The sequence below is a fragment of the Pseudomonas sp. H3_A02 genome, from assembly GCF_054671965.1.
On the sequence record NZ_CP162807.1, the window covers coordinates 1,290,666 to 1,305,970 of the forward strand.

13 protein-coding genes are annotated in these 15,305 nt (G+C 60.3%); 6 read left to right on the forward strand and 7 right to left on the reverse strand.

The window, feature by feature from the left end; translation table 11 throughout:
- Nucleotides 1-6: 6 nt before the first annotated feature.
- Entirely contained in the window at nt 7-972 is a 966-nt protein-coding gene (locus AB4N80_RS05505; protein ID WP_460081044.1) for a CobW family GTP-binding protein, read from the forward strand.
- A gap of 12 nt (nt 973-984) precedes the next feature.
- On the opposite strand, the gene AB4N80_RS05510 is transcribed toward AB4N80_RS05505, so the two are convergent.
- Nucleotides 985-1,407: a DUF3301 domain-containing protein gene (locus AB4N80_RS05510; protein WP_122567641.1), complete on the reverse strand. Its 423-nt coding sequence runs from the start codon at nt 1,405-1,407 to the stop codon at nt 985-987.
- Between the two features lie 119 nt (nt 1,408-1,526).
- On the opposite strand from AB4N80_RS05510, the gene pdxY reads away from it, so the two are divergent.
- Complete coding sequence (gene pdxY, locus AB4N80_RS05515) at nt 1,527-2,399, forward strand: pyridoxal kinase PdxY (protein WP_460081048.1); 873 nt, start codon at nt 1,527-1,529, stop codon at nt 2,397-2,399.
- 126 nt (nt 2,400-2,525) lie between these two features.
- Here the strand turns inward: pdxY and AB4N80_RS05520 are convergent, their stop codons facing one another.
- The gene (locus AB4N80_RS05520) at nt 2,526-3,011 is read right to left on the reverse strand and encodes an acyl-CoA thioesterase (RefSeq protein WP_047226692.1); all 486 of its coding nucleotides are present in this window, start codon (nt 3,009-3,011) and stop codon (nt 2,526-2,528) included.
- 279 nt (nt 3,012-3,290) lie between these two features.
- On the opposite strand from AB4N80_RS05520, the gene AB4N80_RS05525 reads away from it, so the two are divergent.
- Nucleotides 3,291-5,054, forward strand: a complete 1,764-nt coding sequence (locus tag AB4N80_RS05525) for a cation:proton antiporter (RefSeq protein ID WP_122567639.1) — start codon at nt 3,291-3,293, stop codon at nt 5,052-5,054.
- A 13-nt stretch (nt 5,055-5,067) separates the two neighbouring features.
- On the opposite strand, the gene AB4N80_RS05530 is transcribed toward AB4N80_RS05525, so the two are convergent.
- From AB4N80_RS05530 to uvrD, 3 genes are all read right to left on the reverse strand, one after another.
- On the reverse strand, nt 5,068-5,475 hold the full coding sequence (locus tag AB4N80_RS05530; RefSeq protein WP_003187120.1) for an SMI1/KNR4 family protein: 408 nt from the start codon (nt 5,473-5,475) through the stop codon (nt 5,068-5,070).
- Between the two features lie 141 nt (nt 5,476-5,616).
- On the reverse strand, nt 5,617-6,495 hold the full coding sequence (locus tag AB4N80_RS05535; RefSeq protein WP_305468909.1) for a Tim44 domain-containing protein: 879 nt from the start codon (nt 6,493-6,495) through the stop codon (nt 5,617-5,619).
- Between the two features lie 303 nt (nt 6,496-6,798).
- Nucleotides 6,799-8,982, reverse strand: a complete 2,184-nt coding sequence (gene uvrD, locus AB4N80_RS05540) for a DNA helicase II (protein ID WP_122567637.1) — start codon at nt 8,980-8,982, stop codon at nt 6,799-6,801.
- Between the two features lie 261 nt (nt 8,983-9,243).
- Between uvrD and AB4N80_RS05545 the strand changes: the two genes are divergently transcribed.
- Complete coding sequence (locus AB4N80_RS05545) at nt 9,244-12,117, forward strand: putative bifunctional diguanylate cyclase/phosphodiesterase (protein ID WP_460081052.1); 2,874 nt, start codon at nt 9,244-9,246, stop codon at nt 12,115-12,117.
- Nucleotides 12,118-12,185: 68 nt separating this feature from the next.
- Here AB4N80_RS05545 and AB4N80_RS05550 read toward each other — a convergent pair whose 3' ends face one another.
- On the reverse strand, nt 12,186-12,500 hold the full coding sequence (locus AB4N80_RS05550) for a hypothetical protein (RefSeq protein ID WP_122567635.1): 315 nt from the start codon (nt 12,498-12,500) through the stop codon (nt 12,186-12,188).
- A gap of 431 nt (nt 12,501-12,931) precedes the next feature.
- On the opposite strand from AB4N80_RS05550, the gene hexR reads away from it, so the two are divergent.
- Both hexR and AB4N80_RS05560 read left to right on the forward strand, forming a co-directional pair.
- Nucleotides 12,932-13,798 carry a transcriptional regulator HexR gene (gene hexR / locus AB4N80_RS05555; protein ID WP_003187110.1) on the forward strand — a complete coding sequence of 289 codons (867 nt, stop codon included), beginning with the start codon at nt 12,932-12,934 and terminating at the stop codon, nt 13,796-13,798.
- Between the two features lie 301 nt (nt 13,799-14,099).
- Nucleotides 14,100-14,309, forward strand: coding sequence for a PA3496 family putative envelope integrity protein (locus AB4N80_RS05560; protein WP_018613928.1), 210 nt, complete (start codon nt 14,100-14,102; stop codon nt 14,307-14,309).
- On the opposite strand, the gene AB4N80_RS05565 is transcribed toward AB4N80_RS05560, so the two are convergent.
- Nucleotides 14,251-15,213 carry a LysR family transcriptional regulator gene (locus AB4N80_RS05565; protein ID WP_122567634.1) on the reverse strand — a complete coding sequence of 321 codons (963 nt, stop codon included), beginning with the start codon at nt 15,211-15,213 and terminating at the stop codon, nt 14,251-14,253. The genes AB4N80_RS05560 and AB4N80_RS05565 overlap by 59 nt on opposite strands.
- Between the last annotated feature and the right edge of the window lie 92 nt (nt 15,214-15,305).

Consider the following 15,305-nt stretch of genomic DNA (forward strand, 5'->3'; position numbering starts at 1 on the left):
TCGATTATGTTGCAGCACATTCCCACCCATGTCATCGCCGGTCCCTTGGGCGCCGGCAAGACCAGCCTGATCAGGCATCTGCTGGCCCAGCGTCCGGCCAACGAGCGCTGGGCGGTGCTGATCAACGAGTTCGGGCAGATCGGCCTGGATGCCGCGCTCCTGACCCAGGCTGGCGATGGTATCGCACTGGGGGAAGTGGCCGGCGGCTGCTTGTGCTGCGTCAACGGCGCGCCGTTTCAGATCGGACTTGGGCGTTTGCTGCGCAAGTCCCGGCCGGATCGGCTGTTCATCGAACCCTCGGGCCTGGGTCATCCTGCGCAGTTGATGCAGCAACTGAGTGAGGCGCCATGGCTCGGTGTGCTCGCGGTACAACCCTGTGTAGTGGTGTTGGATGCCCGGGCGATGGCGGACGGCAAGCCCTTGCCGGACGCGCAACGACCAGCCTTGGCGGATGCCGGACTGCTGGTGCTGAACAAGTCCGAGAGCCTCACGCACGCCGATCGCGAACGGGTGACGGCGCAACTGTCAGGGTCTGTGTTGTACTGGACGCAACAGGCTGCATTACCGATCGATCGATTGCCAGGCCTTACGGCTCGGGGCAGCGCGGCTGTGGATAACTTGAACCTGCCCAAGCGTCTGGGCCAGATCCCGGCCATCTGGACCGACCCGACGCAGCCAATCTGCCTGCACCAGCAGCAGGACGGTGGCTGGAGTATCGGCTGGCGCTGGCATCCAAGCCAACGCTTCGACGCAGCGGTGCTGACGCGATGGCTACAAGGCCAGGACTGGAAACGGGCGAAGATGGTTATCCACAGCCACGACGGTTGGGTTTCAGCCAATGCGTTGGAGGGGGCGTTGCTGGGCTGGCAAGCCAGTGAGTGGCGCCAGGATTCCCGGATCGAGCTTATTTTCGATCAGCCGCAAGACGTCGATCGCCTGCAAGCCGGTCTGGTGAATTGTCGGTGTTCTTGAGTCAGCCTTGTTTCAAGGCTTCCACTTGTTGTGTTCCTGGCGCCACTGGCTCAACTCGATGACTTCGGCCCTGGGCCTGGTCTGGGCCGGTTCAATGGGCGCTGGCGGGGTTTCTTCGAAAGGCATCGGGTAGGGCGCTAGTTCTATTTGCGCGCTGTGGGCACCGAACTGGGTGATGGTGCCCGAATGGCGGCTTTCGCCGGTGACGGTGAACTCGAAGGTGTAGACGCGAGCCAGTCGTCGTCGACCCTTGGCGTCCTTCACGAAGCCGATTTTTTTCAGCGCCACGTTGCCGTCCAGTAGCTCGATCTTGAGGTTGGCGCAATGCTGCATGACCCTCGCCAACGCCCGCTCGCGCAAGCCATGGTTGTGCCACAGCCAGGCACCGCCGGTAGCCAGCAGCATCAGCACGAAGATGTTTCCAAGGGTCAGCATGAACGAAGTGCTCCAACAAGTTGCTGTCAGCTTAACTGTCTCGCCGGTCTGTCGTACAGGCTGCGTTTAGTCGCATACTGCGCGGCTTGAATTTCAATCGTTTTACGGAAACTTCCCGCATGAAACGTACGCCTCATCTGCTTGCCATTCAGTCCCATGTGGTGTTCGGTCACGCTGGCAATAGCGCTGCGGTGTTTCCGATGCAGCGGGTCGGCGTGAATGTCTGGCCGCTCAATACCGTGCAGTTTTCCAATCACACCCAGTACGGCCAATGGACCGGTGAGGTGCTGGCGCCAGAGCGGATACCAGCGTTGGTAGAAGGCATTGCAGCCATCGGTGAGCTGGGTCATTGCGATGCGGTGTTGTCCGGTTACCTGGGGAGTGCGGCTCAGGGGCGGGCGATCCTGACGGGGGTGGCGCGGATCAAGGCTGCCAATCCCAAGGCGCTGTACCTGTGTGACCCGGTCATGGGACATCCAGAGAAGGGCTGCATCGTGGCGCCCGAAGTGAGCGAATTTCTCCTGGAAGAAGCCGCTGCCGTGGCGGACCTCATGTGCCCGAACCAACTGGAACTGGACAGTTTTTCGGGGCGCAAGGCACAGTCGTTGTTCGATTGCCTGGCCATGGCCCGCGCGTTGCTGGCCCGCGGCCCGAAGGCGGTGCTGGTCAAGCACCTGGCCTATCCCGGCAAACCCGATGACAGTTTCGAAATGCTGCTGGTGACCGCCGATGGCAGCTGGCACCTGCGCCGTCCACTGCTGGCTTTCCCGCGCCAGCCGGTGGGCGTGGGTGACCTGACGTCGGGGTTGTTCCTGGCGCGGATACTGCTGGGAGACAGCCTGGTGGCGGCGTTCGAATTCACCGCCGCGGCGGTGCACGAAGTGCTGCTGGAGACCCAGGCATGCACCAGCTATGAGCTGGAACTGGTCCGCGCCCAGGACCGGATCGCCCATCCACGGGTGCGGTTCGAGGCTGTGCCAATCAACCTCTGATTGCAGTTGCAAATCCTTGTGGGAGCGAGCTTGCTCGCGATGGCGGTCTAACAGTCGACATTGATGTTGAATGTAATGGCCTCATCGCGAGCAAGCTCGCTCCCACAGTTGTTTTTCAGTGGTTGGTTAAGGCCCGTCCGCCTTGATCTCCTGGTAGCGCCTCTCCAGTTCCTGGCGGATTTGCCGGCGTTGCTGGGCTTGTTCGTAGCGGCGTTTTTCTTCGCTGTTTTGCGGCTGCAAGGGCGGCACGGCAGCGGGTTTACGCTGGTCATCCACCGCAACCATGGTGAAGAAGCAACTGTTGGTGTGGCGCACCGAGCGTTCGCGAATATTTTCGGTCACGACTTTGATGCCCACTTCCATTGACGTGTTGCCGGTGTAGTTCACCGAGGCCAGGAAGGTCACCAGCTCGCCGACATGGATCGGCTCACGGAAGATGACCTGGTCAACCGACAGGGTCACCACGTAGCGTCCGGCGTAGCGGCTGGCGCAGGCGTAGGCGACTTCGTCGAGGTATTTGAGCAAGGTGCCGCCATGGACATTGCCAGAGAAGTTGGCCATATCAGGGGTCATCAACACCGTCATCGACAGCTGGGCGTTTCCGGGTTCCATAACGTACTCACGGTTCAAGGCAGTCATTCGGGAGTGCACCTCTACGGGTGCTGGGGAGTGGCCTGCGAACAGGGCACCAGGTTTTAAAAGCCACCGATATCGGGACGCTGCGCCTGTGGTTGCCGTCACGCGCCGATGGATCTGTTTCCATATATTGCACCGTCTTTTTGTCAGAAGTCGCGGTGTTACCCTTCAAAAGCCCGTTGCGAGGGCAATTCCTACAGAGGAAACGGATTTCTCCAGCTCTGCAGTGAGTCATTTTGAACAGGGAGCCTCGACATGCATGCCATCAGCTTCATTCAGGATTTGGCGATCATCATGATGGCTGCGGGGCTGGTAACCGTACTCTTTCATCGTTTCAAACAACCGGTGGTACTGGGCTACATCGTGGCCGGCTTCATCATTGGCCCGCATACGCCACCGTTCGGTTTTATCCACGACGAAGACACGATCAAGACCCTGGCAGAGCTTGGGGTGATCTTCCTGATGTTTTGCCTGGGCCTGGAATTCAGCCTGCGCAAACTGTTCAAGGTCGGCGCCACGGCCTTCATCGCGGCGTTTCTCGAAATTGTGCTGATGATCTGGATCGGCTATGAAATCGGCCGTTGGTTTGAGTGGAGCACCATGGATTCGCTCTTCCTGGGGGCGATCCTGGCCATTTCCTCCACCACCATCATCGTCAAGGCCCTCAACGACCTGAAGATGAAGAACGAACGCTTCGCGCAGCTGATTTTCGGGGTGTTGATCGTCGAGGACATCCTGGGCATCGGCATCATCGCCTTGCTGTCGAGCATTGCCGTCAGCGGCACCGTGAGCTCCGGCGAGGTGTTTTCCACTGTCGGCAAGTTGTCGCTGTTCATGATCGTCGCGTTGGTCATCGGCATTCTGCTGGTGCCGAGGGTGCTGGCCTACGTGGCGAAGTTCGACAGCAACGAAATGCTGTTGATTACCGTACTGGGCCTGTGTTTTGGCTTCTGCCTGCTGGTGGTGAAGCTGGAGTACAGCATGGTGCTCGGGGCGTTCCTGATCGGTGCGATCATGGCCGAGTCCCGGCAACTGCTGAAGATCGAGCGGCTGGTGGAGCCGGTGCGTGATCTGTTCAGCGCGATCTTTTTCGTCGCCATCGGGCTGATGCTCGATCCGGCGATATTGCTGCAGTACGCCTGGCCGATTGCAGTGATCACGGCCGCTGTGGTGCTCGGCAAGATGCTGTCCTGCGGCCTTGGTGCCTTTATCGCCGGCAACGACGGACGCACCTCGCTGCGCGTTGGGATGGGGCTTTCGCAGATTGGCGAATTTTCCTTCATCATCGCGTCGTTGGGGATGACCCTGCAGGTCACCAGCGATTTTCTCTATCCGGTTGCGGTCGCCGTCTCGGTGTTGACCACACTGCTGACGCCGTACCTGATTCGAGCTGCCGACCCGTTGTCCGTCAAGTTGGCGGCGGTCATGCCACAACGGCTGACGCGAGTGCTGGGGATGTATGGCGAATGGCTGCGTAGCATCCAGCCCCACGGTGAAGGGGCGATGGTGGCGTCGATGATCCGGCGAATTTTGCTGCAGGTCGGTGTCAACTTGGCGCTTGTGATTGCGATTTTTGTCTCGGGTGGTTTTTTCGCCGAGCGGATGTCGGCTTACCTGCAAGCATGGATCAGCGACCCAAGCTGGCAGAAAGCACTGATCTGGGGCGGGGCGTTGCTGCTGTCGCTGCCGTTCCTGATCGCGGCGTATCGCAAGCTCAAGGCGCTGTCGATGCTGCTGGCGGAGATGGGCGTGAAGCCGGAGATGGCTGGCCGCCACACCCAGCGCGTGCGTCGAGTGATCGCCGAAGTGATCCCGATTCTCTCGCTGTTGGTGATTTTCCTGCTATTGGCAGCCTTGTCGGCCAGCATTCTGCCGACCAACAAGTTGCTCGTACTGATCGCCGTGGTGGCGACTGCCGTTGCGGCACTGCTCTGGCGCTGGTTCATCCGCCTGCATACGCGGATGCAGGTGGCCTTGCTTGAAACCCTGGACAATCACAAGGAATCGTCCGGGCATTGACTGGCGGCGGGGCTCAGCTTTCCAGCCAGACGTCCCGCGCCCAGTGCCAGACCGATTCCCAGGTTTCCTCGGCGATCAGTTCTTCTTCGGCCTGCCACAGCACCACCGTGCCGTCCTCTTCAACGCAGTAATAATCGTCGCCGTCCTGGCAGATCGGGATCAGGCTGCGGTCGACACCGGCGTCCCAGGCATTGGCGGCCACGTCCGGCAGGTAGGTGTGGGACTGTGGATCGGTGACGGTCACCGGTTCCAGGCTGCCGTAGACGACATCGCTGACGGTCAGCAAAAATTCCCTAAAGACGAATGGGATATCGATGAACAGCTGCTCTTCGATCTCTACCAGTAAGTCTTCGTCGGGCAATTCCAGCGGGACCGGTACGGGCTCGTTGGCTTCACGCAATTGTTCGATGATTTCTTCCACGTCCGGGGATCCTCTTTCTCGATGGCGCGGTTTTATATGGAGCGGTTTATACAGTAGCTCGCTATAGATGCAACCGCGAAATAGAAAACCCCGGCCTGAGCCGGGGTTCTTTGTATTTCAACATGCAAAACGGGCAAAGGTTCAACCGTTCTGGCGGATACCTGCCACCAGCCAAGGCTGGTCATCGCCCTGGGCACGTTCCATGTTCCAGCTTTCGCTGAACGCTTCGCCCTTGTCGAAGCGAGAATCCTTCGACACACCGCTGAAGGTCAGGGTGGCGATGGTCTTGTCGGCGCGATCGTCGACGCCATCCAGTTGCACCTGCAGGTTGTCGATGTAGGTGGACTGGAAGCCATCACCCAGCTCAGCCCGCTCGCGCTTGAGGAATTCCAGCAGTTGCGGGGTCACGAACTCGGAGATCTTGTCCATTTCGTTCGCGTCCCAATGTTGCTGCAGGGACATGAAGTGGCTGCGCGCGGCTTCGATGAAGCGTTGCTCGTTGAACCAGGCCGGCGCATTGATGACCGGACGGGCGGCCACAGGCGCTGCCGAACCCCCGAAGATCGAACCACTGGCAGGCGGCTGCTGGTTGAACACTTCACGCTGCATCGGCGCGTGGCCGGCCGGAGCGAGTTGCTCCTGCTGCTTGCGACGACGAGCGGCAATGAAACGGAAGACCAGGAAGGCAATGACCGCCATGATCAGGATGTCGAAGATCTGCATGCCCTGGAAGCCGTCGCCCATGAACATGGAGGCGAGCAGGCCACCGGCGGCGATGCCGGCCAGGGGGCCGAGCCAGCGCGAAGCGCCGCTGGCCTTGGTAGCGGCGCCTGCGGCACCGGCCGCGCCTGCGGTGGCAGCGGTAGAACCGGCGGCAGAAGACGGCGCCATCTGGCTGGTCTGGTGAGTCGGGGCTGCTCCCGAACTTTTACCACCGCCAAAGCGCTTGGCGGCATTGGCGTCGATGGCCATCGTCAGGCCGATGCACAACGCCATGGCGATGCTAAGAAAACGTTTCATATAAAGGCATTCCCATTTGTGGATAGCACGCGCGCCATGTTGCACAGCTGAACTGTTGCTGGCTAGCAGCAGAGTGTTTCGGGCTTTTGCGTGACAGGTGAGGTTCAGCTTCAGCTATGCAAGAGGGCCTGTTCGCTTTGGGCTGTAGGAAAGGGGAACAAGTTCTATCGGAAAACTAGTATGGGTAGGGGAAGGTATCTGTGGGAGCAAGGCTTGCCCGCGATAGCGATCTATCTGACGCATCTATGTTGGATGCGCCACCGCCTCGCGGGCAAGCCTTGCTCCACAGGGTTTAGCAAATCCTTAGATCGCCTCGAGCTTGGCATACCCCAGCATCAGCCACTTGCTGCCTTCGCTGAAGTTCACCTGCACCCGGGCCTGGGCGCCGGCGCCTTCGAAGTTGAGGATCACGCCGTCACCGAACACCGAATGCCGCACGGTCTGGCCGAGGCTGAAGCCGGTTTCCGGGATATCGCTGCCGCCGAACAGGCTGCTGGTGCTTTGTTGCTGGCCGCCACCGAATGGTCGGCTGACACTGTTGGACAGCCGCACTTCCTGGATCAGGCCCTTTGGTACTTCACGTACGAAGCGCGACACCTTGTTGTAGGTCTCGCTGCCATACAAACGTCGGGTTTCGGCGTAGGTCATGACCAGATTCTGCATGGCGCGGGTGATACCGACGTAGGCCAGGCGCCGTTCCTCTTCCAGGCGCCCCGGTTCTTCCAGGCTCATCTTGTGGGGAAACAGGCCTTCTTCCATGCCCACGAGGAACACGTAGGGGAATTCCAGGCCCTTGGCGCTGTGCAGGGTCATCAGCTGGATGCTGTCTTCATGTTCGTCGGCCTGGGTGTCGCCGGCCTCCAGGGAGGCATGGCCCAGGAAGGCCGAGAGAGGCGACAGGTCCGCGTCTTCTTCGGTGTTCTCGAAATTGCGCGCGGCGCTGACCAGTTCCTCAAGGTTTTCCACCCGGGCTTGGCCTTTCTCGCCTTTTTCCGCTTCGTGGTAGGCGATCAGGCCGGACTGCTCGATGACGGTCTGGGTCATCAAGTGCAGGGGCATTTCCCCACACTTGGCGGCCAGGTCTTCGATCAGGTCCATGAAGGCCTTCAGGGCGCCGGCGGCGCGACCGGTCACACCCTTGTTGGTCACCAACTGGCGTATGGCTTCCCACATGGATACGTGACTGTGGCGCGCGTGATCGCGAATCGCCTCGACGGTTTTCTCGCCGATGCCCCGCGTCGGCACGTTGATCACCCGCTCCAGGGCCGCATCGTTGCCGCGACCTTCGATCAGGCGCAGGTAGGCCATGGCGTTCTTGATTTCAGCACGTTCGAAGAAGCGCTGGCCGCCGTAGATGCGGTAGGGGATTCGTTCGCGCAGCAATGCCTCTTCCAGCACCCGCGACTGGGCGTTGGACCGGTACAGAATGGCGATGTCGCTGCGGGCCAGGCCGGTTTTCAGCGCGCTCTCGATGGTTTCCACCACGTAGCGGGCTTCATCGTGTTCGTTGAAGGCGGCGTAGAGGTTGATCGCCTCGCCTTCGCCGCCATCGGTCCACAATTCTTTGCCCAGGCGCCCGGTGTTGTTGGCGATCAGGGCGTTGGCAGCCTTGAGAATGCCGGCGGTGGAGCGGTAGTTCTGTTCCAGGCGGATGACTTCGGCGTCGGGAAAGTCCGCCGAATACTGGTGGATGTTCTCGATCTTGGCGCCACGCCAGCCATAGATCGACTGATCGTCGTCACCCACCACCATCAGGCTGTCGCCGCCCTTGGCGAGCAGCCGCAACCAGGCGTATTGCACGGCGTTGGTGTCTTGGAATTCGTCCACCAGCACATGCCGGAAACGCTTTTGGTAGTGGGCCAGCAGCCCTGGGTGGTCGCGCCACAGGTCCAGCGCCCGTAGCAGCAATTCGGAAAAGTCGATCACCCCTGCACGCTGGCACGCCGCCTCGTAGGCTTCGTAGATGCTGCGCATGGTCGCCAGGAACAGGTCGCCGCTGGCCTGGATGTGCTGCGGGCGCAGGCCTTCGTCTTTCTGGCCGTTGATGAACCATTGGGCCTGGCGGGCCGGCCAGCGTTGTTCGTCCAGGCCCAGCTCGCGGATCACCCGCTTGACCAGGCGTTGCTGGTCGTCGCTGTCCAGGATCTGGAAGGTCTGGCTCAGCCCGGCCTCCTGCCAATGCGCCCGCAACAAGCGGTGCGCCAGGCCGTGGAAGGTGCCGACCCACATGCCGGCGGGATTGATGCCCATCAGTTGTTCGATGCGATGGCGCATCTCGGCCGCGGCCTTGTTGGTGAACGTCACCGACAGGATCGAATGGGGCGAGGCGTTCTCGACCTGGATCAACCAGGCGATACGGTGCACCAGCACTCGGGTTTTACCGGAGCCGGCACCGGCCAGGACCAACTGACGACCCACGGAGGCGGCTACGGCCTGACGTTGGGCATCGTTGAGGGAGTTCAGCAGAAGGGAGAGATCATCGCGCATCAGGGCATTCTAGGGTGCAGCGTCACCCCGGGCAAACCGAGCTTTGCATCAACCGATAAAAGACCGCTTGGTGATGACCGGCGGGTCACAGGCTACAGGCGTTGATGGGACTCGCCCGGGAGGGTCGCCACCCAATGAAATAGCGACTTTTTTCAGTGTTTTTGTGAGCTGGGGCAGTGTGGGATGGCCCATGGCTTGTGTATGCTCGGTGCTCGTTTCGGGTTCTCCACGCTCCACTGAATAAGAACAAGAACAGTGCCAATGACCCTCAATTCCGATCCGGCGGGGCCCAGTGTGGAACCACGGGTCATCTGCAAGCAGTACGCCACGGAGATGGCGGTCGAGCGCACACGTCTGCTGTATCAAGGCTCGCTGCTGCCTACGCTGTTCATGCTGCTCAACGGTCTGGTCTGCGCTGCGCTGTTATGGGAGCCGCGACGCTATTTTTTGGTCAGTGTCTGGCTCGTCTGGTTGTTGTCACTGGTGGCGTTGCGAGTGATCCAGGTGGCGGCTTTCGATTCGGCGATGCCAAGCCGCCAGGCGCACCCGATCTGGTTGCGGATGTTTTTGCTGGGCTCAGCGATGACCGGCCTGACGCTGGCCGGGGCCGGTATCGCGCTGGTCCCGGCCGACAGCTTCCAGCAGCAGGCCTGGGTGTTCGGCCTGATTGGCGCGGCCGCGCTGTCGGCCAGCGTGGCCTATGCCGTGAGTCTTCCGGCGTTCCTGTCCTTCGCTTTGCCTTGCCTGTTACCGGCCATCGGCTATCTCTTCTGGGGCGGCGATGAGCAGCAACGTGGCTGGGGCTGGCTCGGGCTGATTGTGCTGGTTTCCTTGAGCGTGGTGGCCTGGCAAGTCAACCGCTTGATCCAGAGTGGCATGCTGCGACGCTTCCAGAACCAGGCCCTGATCGAGCATCTGCAGCAAACCCAAACCCGCAGTGCGTTGCTCAACGAGGCGCTGGGCCGGGAGGTCGAGCAACGTCGCTCGGCCGAGGAGAAGCTGAGGGCGGCCCAGGTTGGCCTGGAGGCGCGAGTCGCGCAGCGCAGCCTTGAACTGGAGGCCGCCAGCCAGGCCCTGAGCAAGAGCGAGGCGCGCCTGGCCTTGGCCCTCAAAGCCAGTGAGCTGGGGTTGTGGGATTGGAACCTGCAGACTGACGAAGTCCATCACACCCAGCTCAAGGAGCTGTTCGGGCTGGAGCCCGAATACGTCACGGCGATGCTCAGCCACCTGACCCCGCGCCTGCACCCCCAGGATGTGCCGGCACTCAAGCGGGCCCTGGTCGAACATCTCAAGGGCCGTAGCGAGGATTACCAGATCGAATACCGTGTGCGTCACGGCGATGGTCACTGGGTCTGGATCGAAGACCGCGGCCGGGCCGTGGAGCGCAGCGCGAGCGGGCGGGTGCTGCGCATGGTTGGCACCCGGCGCGACATCAGCGCCAGCAAGGAACTCGAGCAGCAACGGCAGCTGGCGGCCACGGTATTCGAGGCCGCCAGCGAAGGCATTGTTATTTTCGACCCCAACTACCTGCTGCTTGCCGCCAATCAGGCGTTCACGCGGGTCACCGGTTTCAATATCGAGGACATGCTCGGGCGCAGCGTGGTCGACCTGCCGTGCAGTCGCGATGCGCGCCGGCACTACCCGATCATTCGCCAAGCGCTCAAGCAGCACGGCACCTGGCAGGGCGAGCTGGTGGAGGCGCGGGCCAACGGCGAGCTGTATCCGCAATGGCTGCAATTGAACGTGGTGCGCAATGCTCGGGGAAATGTCAGCCATATCGTGGGCTTCTTCGCCGATCTTTCGGCCCGACGCGAATCCGAAGAGCGGATGCGCTACCTGACCCATTACGACGAGCTGACCGGGCTGGCGAATCGTTCGCTGTTTCGCGAGCGCCTGAACGAAGCTCATCAACGTGTGCGCCAGGGCGGACGGCGCAGCCTGGCGTTGCTGCATATCAACCTGGACCGTTTCAAGTTGCTCAACGACAGCCTTGGTCATGACATCGCCGACCAGTTGTTGCAGAAAATGGCGCGGCGCCTGATCAATGCACTGCCCGAGGCGGACACCATCGCCCGGTTATCCGGCGATGAGTTTGCGGTGTTGTTCGATGCCTACGGCAACCTTTCAAGTTTGGCCCGGGTGGCGACCCGGTTGGCCGCCAAGCTGCGTGTGCCGCTGACCATCGAAGGCCATGAACTGGTGCTCAGCGCCTCCATCGGCATCAGCTTGTTGCCTGACAACACGCGGGAAATTGCCACGCTGATCAGCCAGGCGAATATGGCCATGCAGCATGCCAAGCATTTGGGCGGCAACAATTTCCAGTTCTACACCGACAGCCTCCAAGCCAGCACGCTGGAGCGCCTGCAACTGGAAAACCAGTTGCGCAAAGCCTTGGAAGAGCAACAACTGAAGGTCTTTTATCAGCCAAAATTGTGTCTGGCGACCGGTCGCCTGAATGCCGCCGAGGCGCTGGTGCGTTGGGATCATCCGGCCATGGGGCGGGTGCCGCCGGGGGATTTCATTGGCCTGGCCGAAGAGACCGGCTTGATCGGGCCGATTGGCGAGTTCGTGTTGCGCCAGGCCTGTTGGCAGGCGTGCGAATGGCAGCGTCAAGGGCTCGAGCCGATCAGGGTGTCGGTCAATCTGTCGGTGCATCAACTGCGCCAGGGCAAGCTGGTCAGCCTGGTGCGACAAGTGCTGGAAGAAACCGGCCTGGCGCCCCAGTACCTGGAACTGGAGTTGACCGAGAGCCAACTGCTCGACAGCGTTGAACACATCATTGCCACGTTTCAGCAATTGCGTGACCTTGGGGTCAAGCTGGCGATCGACGATTTTGGCACCGGTTACTCATCCCTGAGCTACCTCAAACGCATCCCGGTGGACTACGTGAAGATCGATCAGGCATTCATTCGCGGGCTCGGCGAGGGCAGCGTGGACACCGCCATTACCCGGGCAATCATTGCAATGGCTCATGGACTGTCGCTCAAGGTAGTGGCCGAAGGTGTAGAGCGGCAGGAGCAGCTCGATTTCCTCAGGAGCGAGTGTTGTGACGAGGTGCAGGGGTATCTGATCAGCCGGCCGGTGGAAGCTGAGGGGCTGGCCGGTTTGTTGCGAATGCAACACTTGATTGAATGAATATGATCCCTGGTTGGAACTTCCCGCCAGACGATTTTATTGTCTGACGGGAAGTGATGAACATGCGCTTAGTTGGTCACTAGTACTTCATCGATGTGGTGCAGCAGCTGATCTTCGAAAAAAATGCTCACGCCGGTGACATGAGATTCGCCCAGCACTTTGTACTCGACGACTTTGTCGGTGATGACCGGCAGCGAAATTTCGTTGGAATGTTCGAGTTTCAATTCCAGTCGCAGATCGAAGGACTTGTCCTGCATTTGGCTTCGTACCAGCTTTGGCGTAATGCCCGTGTGGGGTACGGTTACAGTGCCAAAGGTACGGAAAGAAGCGGTACCTGGCATGCGATCGATTTGTGCGGTCCAATCTTTAGTTGTGATGGTCATGATAGTAACTCCTGTAGTTAAGTTGATTGCGTCCTGCGGGAGCCAATATATAGATTTCGACTGGATAGTGTCTGGGGGAATTGAGATTGGTATTGTAAGTAGAAGTTAGTCGCTGATGAGTTCGCAGGTTCTTCGTTGAGGTCTATTGTCTATTACGGCTGGGATAGGTTGTTGGGGGATAGTCAGTAGTCAGTGATTGATTAAACGATTTTTCGCCAGTCAGAGGTTCAGGTCGCGCTTGGAAATCAGCGGATCGGCGGCACAGAGGGTCTGCGCCACGATACAGGCTGCTACATCTGGCGATCCTCGGCCAAAACAAAGGGGCCGCGAGGCAATCCAGTTACGTTTTGGACGGGCAAAGCGCCAATTCTTGTAGTATAACTACAAGCTTGCTACATCCCGGCATCTGCCCATAACAAGAGTCCAGCCCCTTGAACCTGTTGCAACACATCGCCCAGTCACGCCACTTGCTGCGCAAGTCGGAGCTGAAAGTCGCCGATCATGTACTGCTTGATCCTGCGGCCGTGATGCATAGCTCCATGGCCGATCTTGCCCACAGCGTCGGCATCAGCGAACCGACCATCGTGCGCTTCTGCCGGGCCATCGGTTGCTCGGGTTTCCAGGACCTGAAACTCAAACTGGCGCAAAGCCTGGCCGCCGGTGCGAGCTTCGGTCAGTTTGCGATCCATGAAGATGACTCAGTGGCGGACTACAGCCTGAAAATCTTCGACACCACCCTGCATACGCTGATGGAGGTTCGCGAGAAGCTCGACCCGGTGGCATTGCAAAAAGCTGTCACGGCCATGTCCCAGGCCCAGCGTGTCGAGTTCTATGGCTTCGGCGCTTCGGGCGCGGTGGCGGCCGATGCCCAGCACAAGTTCTTCCGGTTGCTGCTGACGGCAGCGGCCTATTCCGATCCGCACATGCAGGCCATGTCGGCGGTGACCTTGAAGCCCACCGATGTGGCGATCTGCATTTCCCAATCGGGCCGTTCCAAGGATCTGCTGATCACCGCGAACCTGGTGCGCGAAAGCGGGGCCTCGCTGATCACCTTGTGCCCGAGCCAGACGCCACTGGCTGAGCTTTCCACAGTGAACCTGGCCATCGACGTGCATGAAGACACCGAGATCTATACGCCACTGACCTCACGCATCGCCCACTTGGTGGTGATCGACGTATTGGCAATGGGCGTCGCCATGGCCCGTGGCCCGAGCCTGGTCAACCACCTCAAGAGCGTGAAGCGCAGCCTTCGCAGCTTGCGGCTGTCGCCCAAGTCGGTGAAGGCGCTGGACGACTGACCGCTGGTCTTGAAGTTGGGGACTTCTGTGGCGAGGGGATTTATCCCCGCTGGGCTGCGAAGCAGCCCCTCGAGCAGCCATTAAAAATCACCTGGCACACAAGAAAAGCTGAGGTCTGCTGCGCAGCCCAACGGGGATAAATCCCCTCGCCACAATGAATCGGGCGCGCCTTAAGTGAGTAGCATTGTTCGGCACAGAAGGTGCGTTTGCCCGAATTCATCGTTCTGTAACCCTCGCGCCGCCAAACCGTCATCCCGCGCCGTCATCGTAAAGCTCCCGTATACGTCTTGGGAGTCTCGACATGACCCAGTCCTACGAAGAACGCAGCGCCGTCAAAACCCGTCGTCAGCAGGAAGACCAGCGCCGCATGGCGTTCCGTCGTGCCATCGAAGACCGCTATGAACAGCGCCAGCTCTTGGCCGAGATCAGCGAATTTCCTGACGCGGCAGAGTTCAATTACTGGCAGGCAACACCGGCGGCTTCCCGTCGAAACGCTCAACCAGGCCGATGATCTGAGCGCGCTCGCCGCGTACGAACGCCAGGAAGGCGTGGGCCACCGGTGACAGGCGCTTGGCCCTGGCCTGTACCAGGCACCAACTGCGGTACAGCGGCAATTCCTCCACCGGCAACTCGATGAGTGCGCCGGACGACAGTTCCCGGCTCACGGCGTGGCGCGTCAACAACGCCACGCCCAGCCCGGCCACCACGCACTCGCGCTGGGCCTCCGCCGACGCCACTTCCAGCGTCTGGGTGAAGTGCACCCGTTTCTCCTTGAAGTATTCCTCGCAGGCCAGCCGCGTGCCGGACCCCGGTTCGCGCACCAGCAGCGTGTAGGGCTCCAGGTCCTGCAAGCGCAGCGGACCCAGGTGGCACAGCGGATGATCGGGCGGCGCCACGGCGACGATCGGATTGTTGAGAAAGGGCAGGAACTCCAGGCCCATGTCCTGGGGCACCATGGACATGATCACCAGGTCGTCACGGTTGTCCGAGAGGCGTCGGATGACCTGGCCGCGATTGACCACCGTGAGGTTCAGGTTGACCTCCGGATGCTGGCGCTTGAACGCAGCGAACAGGTGCGGGACGAAATACTTGGCGCTGGACTCCACCGCCAGCTTCAATTGGCCTTGCAGCGAACCCTGCATGTCCGAGAGCTGCATATCGAGGTTTTCCAGGCGCCCGAAGATGTCTCGGCTGGCACGTTGCAGGGCTTCGGCGGCTTCGGTCATGTAGAGTTTTTTGCCGACATACTCGAACAAGGGCTGGCCAATCAGCTCTTCCAGGGATCGAATCTGTAGGCTAACGGCCGGTTGTGTGAGAGACATTTCGTCGGCTGCACGGCTGTAAGACCTCAGGTCGCACACCTCGTTGAAAATCTGCAATTGACGCAATGTCATACGCATCAATGACTTACGCATTTCCTAAGCACTCTGGAGTGAGACGAATAGCGCAACTATAAGTCTTTGCTTATGCATGACCCAATAATTATTCATTTTTGTTAATCCCCAGC

Excerpts from the sequence above, each read along its gene's own strand:
- AB4N80_RS05545 (WP_460081052.1), top strand. The coding sequence starts at position 9,244 with ATGACCCTCAATTCCGATCCGGCGGGGCCCAGTGTGGAACCACGGGTC.
- AB4N80_RS05510 (WP_122567641.1), bottom strand. The coding sequence starts at position 1,407 with ATGCTGACCCTTGGAAACATCTTCGTGCTGATGCTGCTGGCTACCGGC.
- AB4N80_RS05560 (WP_018613928.1), top strand. The coding sequence starts at position 14,100 with ATGACCCAGTCCTACGAAGAACGCAGCGCCGTCAAAACCCGTCGTCAG.
- AB4N80_RS05520 (WP_047226692.1), bottom strand. The coding sequence starts at position 3,011 with ATGGAACCCGGAAACGCCCAGCTGTCGATGACGGTGTTGATGACCCCT.
- AB4N80_RS05505 (WP_460081044.1), top strand. The coding sequence starts at position 7 with ATGTTGCAGCACATTCCCACCCATGTCATCGCCGGTCCCTTGGGCGCC.
- AB4N80_RS05565 (WP_122567634.1), bottom strand. The coding sequence starts at position 15,213 with ATGCGTAAGTCATTGATGCGTATGACATTGCGTCAATTGCAGATTTTC.
- pdxY (WP_460081048.1), top strand. The coding sequence starts at position 1,527 with ATGAAACGTACGCCTCATCTGCTTGCCATTCAGTCCCATGTGGTGTTC.
- uvrD (WP_122567637.1), bottom strand. The coding sequence starts at position 8,982 with ATGCGCGATGATCTCTCCCTTCTGCTGAACTCCCTCAACGATGCCCAA.
- AB4N80_RS05550 (WP_122567635.1), bottom strand. The coding sequence starts at position 12,500 with ATGACCATCACAACTAAAGATTGGACCGCACAAATCGATCGCATGCCA.
- AB4N80_RS05525 (WP_122567639.1), top strand. The coding sequence starts at position 3,291 with ATGCATGCCATCAGCTTCATTCAGGATTTGGCGATCATCATGATGGCT.
- AB4N80_RS05535 (WP_305468909.1), bottom strand. The coding sequence starts at position 6,495 with ATGAAACGTTTTCTTAGCATCGCCATGGCGTTGTGCATCGGCCTGACG.